The 8,486-nt window shown below is 60.1% G+C and carries 9 protein-coding genes; all 9 read right to left on the minus strand.

Translation table 11 applies throughout. The features are described 5' to 3' along the window. Positions 1-43 precede the first annotated feature (43 nt). The 9 genes from H6678_10140 to H6678_10180 all read right to left on the minus strand — a co-directional run bounded on the left by H6678_10140 (position 44) and on the right by H6678_10180 (position 8,479). Positions 44-250, minus strand: coding sequence for a hypothetical protein (locus H6678_10140; protein ID MCB9474160.1), 207 nt, complete (start codon positions 248-250; stop codon positions 44-46). Beyond that, positions 247-1,230: an NAD(P)-dependent alcohol dehydrogenase gene (locus tag H6678_10145; protein ID MCB9474161.1), complete on the minus strand. Its 984-nt coding sequence runs from the start codon at positions 1,228-1,230 to the stop codon at positions 247-249. Before H6678_10145 ends, H6678_10140 begins: the two co-directional genes overlap by 4 nt. An 85-nt stretch (positions 1,231-1,315) precedes the next feature. After that, positions 1,316-1,960: a hypothetical protein gene (locus H6678_10150; protein MCB9474162.1), complete on the minus strand. Its 645-nt coding sequence runs from the start codon at positions 1,958-1,960 to the stop codon at positions 1,316-1,318. A 258-nt stretch (positions 1,961-2,218) separates the two neighbouring features. Continuing rightward, positions 2,219-3,355, minus strand: coding sequence for an HlyC/CorC family transporter (locus H6678_10155; protein ID MCB9474163.1), 1,137 nt, complete (start codon positions 3,353-3,355; stop codon positions 2,219-2,221). Positions 3,356-3,800: 445 nt separating this feature from the next. Beyond that, positions 3,801-4,172 carry a VOC family protein gene (locus H6678_10160; GenBank protein ID MCB9474164.1) on the minus strand — a complete coding sequence of 124 codons (372 nt, stop codon included), beginning with the start codon at positions 4,170-4,172 and terminating at the stop codon, positions 3,801-3,803. A gap of 337 nt (positions 4,173-4,509) precedes the next feature. Continuing rightward, entirely contained in the window at positions 4,510-4,815 is a 306-nt protein-coding gene (locus H6678_10165) for a hypothetical protein (GenBank protein MCB9474165.1), read from the minus strand. A 553-nt stretch (positions 4,816-5,368) separates the two neighbouring features. After that, positions 5,369-6,220, minus strand: coding sequence for a DUF3473 domain-containing protein (locus H6678_10170; GenBank protein ID MCB9474166.1), 852 nt, complete (start codon positions 6,218-6,220; stop codon positions 5,369-5,371). Between the two features lie 200 nt (positions 6,221-6,420). Then, positions 6,421-7,671, minus strand: coding sequence for a glycosyltransferase family 4 protein (locus H6678_10175; protein MCB9474167.1), 1,251 nt, complete (start codon positions 7,669-7,671; stop codon positions 6,421-6,423). 295 nt (positions 7,672-7,966) lie between these two features. Beyond that, positions 7,967-8,479, minus strand: coding sequence for a thioredoxin family protein (locus H6678_10180; GenBank protein ID MCB9474168.1), 513 nt, complete (start codon positions 8,477-8,479; stop codon positions 7,967-7,969). Positions 8,480-8,486 lie beyond the last annotated feature (7 nt).

Here is an 8,486-nt window from a genome sequence, read left to right on the forward strand (position 1 = left end):
AAACCTTCTGGTTGTGTCACATTCCGGTGACGGCTGTGATGGATCATGCCAGGCGATTCCAGACTCCCAGAATGCCACCGGACGCCGCCATCGGTACGGCCCGCGATGGCTCGCCTCGCGACTCGTCCAGACGATCGGTCCGCACGGTGTCGGCCCAGTTCAGCCGCAGATCCACTCGTGGGTCACGGACCTGTCCAGTGGCCGTGCATGACATGGAAACCTGACGACGAATCGGCCGGTCAGGAGTCACGGCAAATCTCCGATCGCGATCACGACCGCGCCCGTGCGTTCCTCGGTCTCGACACGATGGTGCGCCTCCGCCGCCAGTTCCATGGGATAGACCCGATCCAGAATCGAGCGGAGGCTGCCTTCCTCGATCATCCGCCTGAGAGTCGACAATTCTTCCTCGGTCTCCGCGGCAAAGGCGAATGTGGCCGTCCGGTCGCTGAAGAGTGAAGTCAGAACCGAGCGACACATCACCGCGAGGCCGGGATTGCCCGACAGATAGCGCCCCTTGGGATTGAGGGCCTTGATGCAGGCCCCATACGGGCTTCCGGGAACCATGTCGAAGATGACATCATACCGTTGACCGTCCGCCAGGAATTCTTCCGTGGTGTAATCCACGAAGTGGTCGGCGCCCAGTCGGGTCAGAAACTCACGCTTGATGGCGCTGTCCACGGCGGTGACCTGTGCCCCCATGGACCTGGCAATCTGCACGGCATGGGCACCGATGCTGCCACCGGCCCCGTTGATCAGCACCTTTTCCCCCGGCTGGACTTGAGCGCGTCGCATGAAATGCAGGGCGTTCATCCCCCCAAGAGGCACCGCCGCGGCTTCCGCGAAGCTCATGTTTTGGGGCTTGGCGACAATCGTATAGTCCGCCGGCAGGGCCAGGTATTCTCCATAGGCCCCCAGCCGGAACCGTGAGGCCCCGAAAACCTGATCGCCGACCGAGAACCTGCTGACATTCTTTCCCATGGACTCGATCACGCCGGAGAAATAGGCGCCCAGTATCCGGCGCCGTGGCCTTCGCACTCCCAGGGCCAACCTCAGGGGCAGCCAGAACCATTTGAGCGCATATCTGAAGCTCCGCATCTCACAGTCGGATTTCGTGACTTCAACGGCCTGCACCTTGATCAGGACCTCGTCGTCACCGGGCACAGGCCGGTCCACGGTCCTGAGCTGGAGAACCTCGGGGGGGCCATAGCGCGAATATGTGATGGCTCTCATCGGTCGCTCCCTGATGTTCCGTGTGACGCACGACGACTCCCATGCCATGTGCGCATCGGCGGCCTGCCGTCGAGGACCACCATGCTCACGCTCTGGCCCCGCCCAGATCCGGTGCGGTGATGAACGCGCCCTTCTCGCGGATCGAACGTGCATCATAGCTGATCATTCTCTGGATCGACGGATTGCGATGCCACGGCAGGCGCGCGTCTTCCGCCCAGAACTCGAGGCAGCCGTTCATGCCGATCCGGTTCTGCTCCATGTCCCGATGGTCAACGACCCCGTTCTCCCGGGTTCCGGCATTCGCGGGTCCCCAACAGGATACGTAGAATCCCTGATTGATGAAGTCCACACAGGAGGCAGCGAATCGTGAGCGCGACTGAGTGCTGAGCGCCTCGTCCCAAAAATGTGCCGACCCGCTCCAGCCACCAACGGAATTCTGGGTCTTCAGGTACGCGTGCTCAACCTTCAGCAGTTGCCGCTGATGATGACTTCCACGCAGGCTGTACACATCCCAGCTGTCCTCCGGAAACCATGTGTCGGTATCCGCGCAAATTTCCCCGGGGATGAGGGTGTCCGACCCGCCATCGATGTTGGCGAAGGCATGGTTGATGTCCTTCAGGTGACAGTCCCGGAGTACACGGACCAGGACGTGCCTTGCCCCACGGTGTGCCGGTCCGGAACCTGTACGGTTGCGGTCTGAAGCCCACAGATCAGACGGGTGATCACGCACGACTCTGGCCGGGATGACCTGGCTGTGTTGGCAAGCTGCAAGGGGCTGCTCCGCGCGTGTGAATCGATGGATCATTCAGACGTTGGGCATTCTCGGCAGAGTCGGCCCCGGATCGGGGTCGATGGTCAAGGCGGGCGCGAACTCCAGCAGCTTCTGTGATACCTGATTCAATCCTGTGCTGCGGCCAGTCCGGCCCCAGGTTTGCCGCTCGCCCCTGCAAAGTCCGGCCGTCAGCTGAACGCTCGCGTTCGGTCTTGCTCACTCTCCGGTATTCTCAACATCATGGCCAAGACTTTTGGCACGCTTCACCCACAACTCCCTGGCCAGGGCCCGCATGTCTTCGACCTTGTCCATTTCGTCAACGATTTCAACGCCGATCAGGGTCTCGAGAAGATCTTCGAGTGTCACAAGGCCTTCTGTCCCGCCATACTCATTGACGACGATGGCGATGTGCTGCCGCTCCTTGATGAGGCGCTCCAGCAGTGTGGTCAGCGACACCGTGCCGGGCACTGTATGAATCTCGCGCTTCAATGACTTGACAGGCTCCTGGCTTCGGTCCTGCGCATTGGCCAGCAGAATGTCCGCTCTGAGTACAAAACCTGTGATGTCGTCGATGTCCTTGTTGTACAGCGGCAAGCGCGAGAAGGGCTTCTGGGTGATGATCTCCAGTCCTTCCGCCAGATCCTGATCTTCCTGCACCGCTGTCATCACGCTGCATGGAGTCATGATGTCGGTCACCTTCAAATCCCCAAAGCGGAATAGACTCTGGATGATCCGGGACTCGCTGTTCTTGACGTATCCGGAGTTCTCGCCGACACGCGCCATGGCGATGAACTCGTCCCGGCTGAAGACATGCACGGCCTTTCCATGGGAAATCGACTTGGTCAGTTTCTCGGAGATCCAGACGAGCGGATAGAGGATCACGATCAGGATTCTCACGAACAGAGCCGTTGGCGCCACGAATTTTGACCAATGGAGCGCGCCGATGGTCTTGGGAAGAATCTCGGACAGGAACAGGATGCCCAGGGTCATCAGCGCGGAAAACAGGCCGAACCAGGCGCTTCCGAACACGACAGCGGCTTTCGCGCCGGCTCCGATGGCACCGACCGTGTGGGCGATCGTGTTGAGTGTCAGAATGGCGGCGAGCGATTGGTCCAGATTGTCCTGCTTCATTCTCCTGAGCCGCGCCGCATATCGGGGGCGTTTGTCACGCTGCGCCTCGATGTAGGAAGGTGTCAGGCTCAGGAGCACGGCTTCGGCGATCGAGCAGAGAAATGACAACAACAAGGCCGAGAACACATAGACCAACAGCAAGGTGACATCGGCAGCGCTGCCGTTCTGGAACGATTCAGTGCTCGTGGCTGCCGCGCCGGCGGACGCTGCCAGCACCAGCATCACGGACAACGGAACCACAGGCCCACGGAACCACTGTGCCAATGAAATCCACTTCCTGCTCACGCGTTCTCCCTGTTCTCACTTTGAATGCCCGTGCCGACGGACTCCGCTGGAATGCCCGTGGGGCCCCCAGCAGCCCGTGCATTCGAGCTGCGACGATCGGAGGGCACTCAAGTGCCAGCCCTGACGGGGCCAGGCCTTCGATGCAGAGTCTCGTTGCGCGGCACCCATGCATTGGCGCGTTGCCGCGCTGGCCGCGAGACGCTGAATTCACGCCGACAGATTGAATATAGGCGATCCGCGCGCTGGATTGGGAGTCAATGCCCTGCAGGAGTGCCTGGCTGGCGTCGGCCACCTCGGCCCGCGGAAGGAGCCGGTCAGCCATGCCCATGGAAAGGCCCAGGCGTCTCAGTTGTCTGGGCGGAAACTGGTTCTGGGTTGCCCTTCACCTCACGGCAGCGAATACGGCCACGCAGTTGCCCTCGCTGTCCTCGAACTCGGCCACATTGCCGTTCCCCGGCACGGTCGTCGGCGGGTACAGCTCGCGCCCGCCGGCTGCCACCGCCCGACCCAGCGCGTCAGCCACGTCATCCACCCGGAAGTACACCCGTGCTCCCTGACGGCCGGGCAGATAACTCTCGCCGCATGCCAGCGCGCCCGATACCCCCGTGCCGGTTGGATCGGCCGGGAACAAGGCCATCTCGTTGCCGTCCACGACCGCCCGTTCGAACGTGCAGCCGAAGACCGCCCCATAGAACGCGATCGCCCGGTCCAGGTCCGTGACGGGCATCTCCACGTAGCACACCGGATTCGTCATCTGTCGCTCCATGCGTCGTACGCCGTCCGGGGCCGGAATTGGGGCACGGGTTGTGATCGGGTTGGCGCGTGATCATCACAGGTCACACGATTGCAATGCGAATGAGTGTCCATGCAATCGGCATGAGGCAAGGTCTGAGTGTGCAGCGGTGTCCGCAAGCGCCAACGAACTGCGCCCGAATTGGCGTTGGTATCCCGTGCCTGCGGCCGGATCCCGCAGCGCGGTGGGCCGACTTCCTGTTCATCTTCCGAGTCTTGTCTTCGCCTGATCCAAGTCCGCGACTCCTCCACTCCCGGGCCTGAGGATTTTGCCGGCTTGAAGTATGCACTGAGTCCATTCAAGTCTTCATGGCGTCCAGAAATTCGGATCCCGCAAGAGTCACTCCAGCCGCGGCGTGTGCCGCACGAATCGCGGAATGAATGTCCATCTCGATGTCCGAGTAACGCCAGGATCCGTAGCGCCCGGCGGTCAGGATTCCGCGGTCCGACAGGACAGTGCGGAGTTCATTCAACCTGGACCGGAATCCACGATTGAAAAGCACGTAGGCTGTCGGCAGGTGGATGCTGCTGAAATGCTCCACGTCGTTCCGGTCCGCCACGCCCAGCTCGTCGAGCCAAGACAACAGCTCCGTCTCTTCCGGCATGCTGGTTTGCGGATACTCGAAGAGCAGGGCGGCGCCGCCCGGTGGGGCAAGATCCGCTGAAATCCTTTCCAGGCGAGTCATCCGATAGAAAGGAACCGTCGTGTCCGGGAAATAGGTCCAGATTCCATCCAGGCCGGAGCTGGACGATCGGCAGCCGATTCGGGCAACCCGGATACCCTGCGCCTTGAGGCCATCCGCCAATCCGCGGAGAGTTGAGGGTAGATCTGTCACACAGGCCGCAAGCGATGGCAGGCTGATGGTACTCACGAGACGCCGGTATCGAAAACACTCTCCGGAACTGGTGTGCACTTCCCGTCGTGCCGAATCCACCTTGACCACCTGCTGACCACAGAGGATGGGTCCTTCGCCGAGGGAGGCAATGGCGTCAATCAGCGCGGCGATTCCGCGAGTGCCTCTGGTGTAGTATCTGGTCGCCTCAGGCAGTGTCGCCGGGACACTGAGTATGACGACCACCAGGTCGAAAGGCCGCTTGCCCCGACTCTCCCACCAGCTTCGCTTTCCAGAACCGTTGGGTGGACACTGTCCGTGGCACTCAGTGGGCATCGGCGACACCTCGGGATACCAGCTCGCCGAGTGGCGCGAAACGGAACTCGGACAGCAGCCGCCGAAGGCGTCCCTCCGTCCGGCTCAGATTGACATAGTGGGTGATCATTGCCCGCCAGTCGAACCTGACACGCGGATGCTCGGGATCCAGTTCCCAGGTGTGGATATAGAACACAGCAGGTTGCCCCTTGGCTTCCAGGTGGCGAAAGTTGGCGGCGGTCAGCCAGTAGGGATAGATGCGGAAGTAGGCTCCGCCTCCAGCCGGGATGTTCACACCGGCCACCTTCCGTACCGAGAGAGGGATTTCCAGCAGGGGGTGCGTGTCCCCCACCATGTTGGGTGTTTCCCGGAAACCCGGAATTCCGTAGCGCCAATTGTGCACAGGAAACACGCTGCTGTCGAAGTCAAACCCGAGTTCCCCCAGTATGTCGAAGGCCCAGAGGGAACGTGCGGTGATCGAGAAGCAGGGCGCCCGGAAGCCACGGACCTCGACACCCGAGATGTCCTGAAGGGTTTTCATCGCCCGCTCCGTGTCGGCTTTGAACTCGGCGGGCGTCTGATGGTAGATCATGTGCTCGTGGGAGTAACTGTGACACGCGATTTCGTGCCCTTGCTCCGCGACAAGGCGCAGCGCCTCGGGGCATGCGACGGCAACATCGGCGATCCAGAAGAATGTGCCCTTGGTGCCGTGCTCATCCAGCAGGGCGAGCAGCCGTTCAAGCCCCAGCCACAGCCTGCTGGGTCCGTATCCGTCCGTCTTCTGGAAGAAGCGCAGGGGATGGTACCACTCCTCCACATCCACGGAAAAGGCGTGGGTCAGTCGCTGTTCGGGGTTGGGCATGGTCTTCCTGTCCATCGACGTGGCACTGGCGGCGGTTCTGTTCGGCGCCCGGCAAGATCACGAACAAGGCCCGCAGTTCGGAAGAAAGAGAAGGCCGCTGCGTCAGGATGTTCAGTGCACCAGTTCCAGCTCCGGCATGGATGCGACACCCGCTCACACGGACGGGCGGCGGATCGTCGGGGGGCCCGAAGCCCGCTGCGTCAGCGCTGGCCGTCGCCGGCCCGCGCCCCATCACTGGTCGGCGCCGCCGCTGTGGCCGTCCGGCCCAGCAGTTCCGCGTAAGCGCGGATCAGAATCTCCTGCTGCGATTCCCAGCTCATTCCGTTCATGATCCTGCAATATCCGGCATCGCCAAGCTGATGTCTCAGGGCCTCGTCGTCGAGCAGCCTGCAGATGTTGGCAGCAAACTCATCCACGTCATCCGGTCGGGCGTACAATGCGGATTCCCCGGCCGAGACGCGAGATTCCTTCAGATCGAAGAGAACCATCGGTTTCCGCATGGCCATGTATTCCAGGATCTTGATCGTCGTACACCAGTCCGCATAGTCGCTGTAGCCATCCGGACCAACGCACAGGTCACAGGTGGAGAGAATTTCACACAGCATCTCATCCGAGTCGATCCAGCCATGGAACGTGATGAAAGCATCCAGTTCAAGGGCACTGGCCAGTTGCTTGATCCGTTCGAGTTCTGTGCCGTCTCCGATGACAGCGAACTGGACATCGGAGCGCTTGGCCGTGATTGTGCTGATGGCCTGCAGGAGCAGGTCAAGGCAGTCCTGCTTTTCAATGACTCCGACGTATCCGACCAGATGGTCCCTTCCCTTGCGATGCAGCTGATTCGGCGACCGGAGCTTGATACGCTCCAGGTTGGGCGCACTGCGTACCACAACCGTATTCTCCAGCTTCATGCCCCCCCGACCGAGAGCAACGTCCACGTAGGACTTGTTCGGTTCGATGGACAAGGAACAGGTCCGGTACGAGAGATACTCCATGACTTTGAGCAGGCCATGGAGCCATCCGCGTTTGCGGAATTTCGCCTCATACATCTCGGGTGAGATGTCGTGGTGATCGAAGACGAACTTCACACCGAACAAACGCAAGGGAAGCGCCAGGAGGAAAATCAGGTCTGGTGGACTGGCTCCGTGGATTACGTTGATCTTCCCGCGCAGGAGGATCTTCAACAGAATCCATGATTCGAACAGGAGGGCACCTGCATATTCCAGAATGAAACCGTAGGGAGTGTTCGCTTCATACAAGGGGTGGCGATGGATATCGATATCTTCGAGTCGCTCGAATCCTGGTTTCGCGCCCAGAGTAGCGGGACAGATCACCGTAATTTCCGCTCCTGCGTCACGCAATGCTCTGGCCATATCCCACAGTTTGGTGTACGCAGGTATACTGATTCCCTCGATGATGATGACTATTCGTTTTCCGGCGAGCAATGAAGTCATGAGTATTCCTGAATACAAACCCCAGACTTTGCTCACTATAAGCATCAAAAAGCTGTTTCGCCATCTGAGAATGATTGCCGGCAAGTGGAATGCTCACTGTCGCCAGGATTGCGTCCATCTCCTCCAATTTCAGCCAGTGCTCATGGCAGGGCGTGATCCAATGCAGGCAAGGGTCAAGAGCCCGGACAGCAAAAACGGACCGCATTGATTTCAATGTCCGCCGGATTCGCCGCTCCGGCTCAGGCATTGGCTCGTCGACAACTCAGAGCTGAGACAGCCATCTAACCGTTTGGCATCACGGGTCCATTGCAGAGGATACACTCGGCGCCCTGAGCAATTCCAGGAATTCAGATTTGCCGATCCCCCCAACTCGCCATCGCAAAGCATTTCCCTGTGGATCGGTTATGATCGTGACGGGCGAGCCGCCGACGTTGTAACGTGCCAACACCGCAGCATTGTCTGGGTTGTCCACGTCAATTTCCACAGGAATGAATTGCGAACTGACAGATGTCTTCACCTCCTCATCAGCCCACACTTGTCGTTTCATGATCCGACAGGGGACACACCATTCGCCGGAAAAGTAGAGAATCATCGGTTTGCCGGTGTCGGCGGCCTGATGCTGAGCCGACGTGTAGTTGTCAGCCCAGGCGATACTGCTGGTGGGGACATAGAAGCTGTACCAAGCGTACGCAAGTGCAAGAACGAGGAATGTCAGCCAGAAGCAGCGCCAGAAATGAAACATTCTCTTTCGGTCCGGCGGTGGCTCTGAATTGCCGGACGATGGCAATTGGGATTGTGACACATTCATTGATGTT

It is taken from the genome of Candidatus Delongbacteria bacterium (assembly GCA_020634015.1).
GTDB lineage: Bacteria > CAIWAD01 > CAIWAD01 > CAIWAD01 > CAIWAD01 > JACKCN01.

What these genes read in the sequence shown, in the direction of transcription:
- H6678_10160 (MCB9474164.1), bottom strand. Translation starts at nt 4,172, where the DNA reads ATGACGAATCCGGTGTGCTACGTGGAGATGCCCGTCACGGACCTGGAC.
- H6678_10165 (MCB9474165.1), bottom strand. Translation starts at nt 4,815, where the DNA reads ATGCCGGAAGAGACGGAGCTGTTGTCTTGGCTCGACGAGCTGGGCGTG.
- H6678_10145 (MCB9474161.1), bottom strand. Translation starts at nt 1,230, where the DNA reads ATGAGAGCCATCACATATTCGCGCTATGGCCCCCCCGAGGTTCTCCAG.
- H6678_10170 (MCB9474166.1), bottom strand. Translation starts at nt 6,220, where the DNA reads ATGCCCAACCCCGAACAGCGACTGACCCACGCCTTTTCCGTGGATGTG.
- H6678_10155 (MCB9474163.1), bottom strand. Translation starts at nt 3,355, where the DNA reads ATGCTGGTGCTGGCAGCGTCCGCCGGCGCGGCAGCCACGAGCACTGAA.
- H6678_10180 (MCB9474168.1), bottom strand. Translation starts at nt 8,479, where the DNA reads ATGAATGTGTCACAATCCCAATTGCCATCGTCCGGCAATTCAGAGCCA.
- H6678_10175 (MCB9474167.1), bottom strand. Translation starts at nt 7,671, where the DNA reads ATGACTTCATTGCTCGCCGGAAAACGAATAGTCATCATCATCGAGGGA.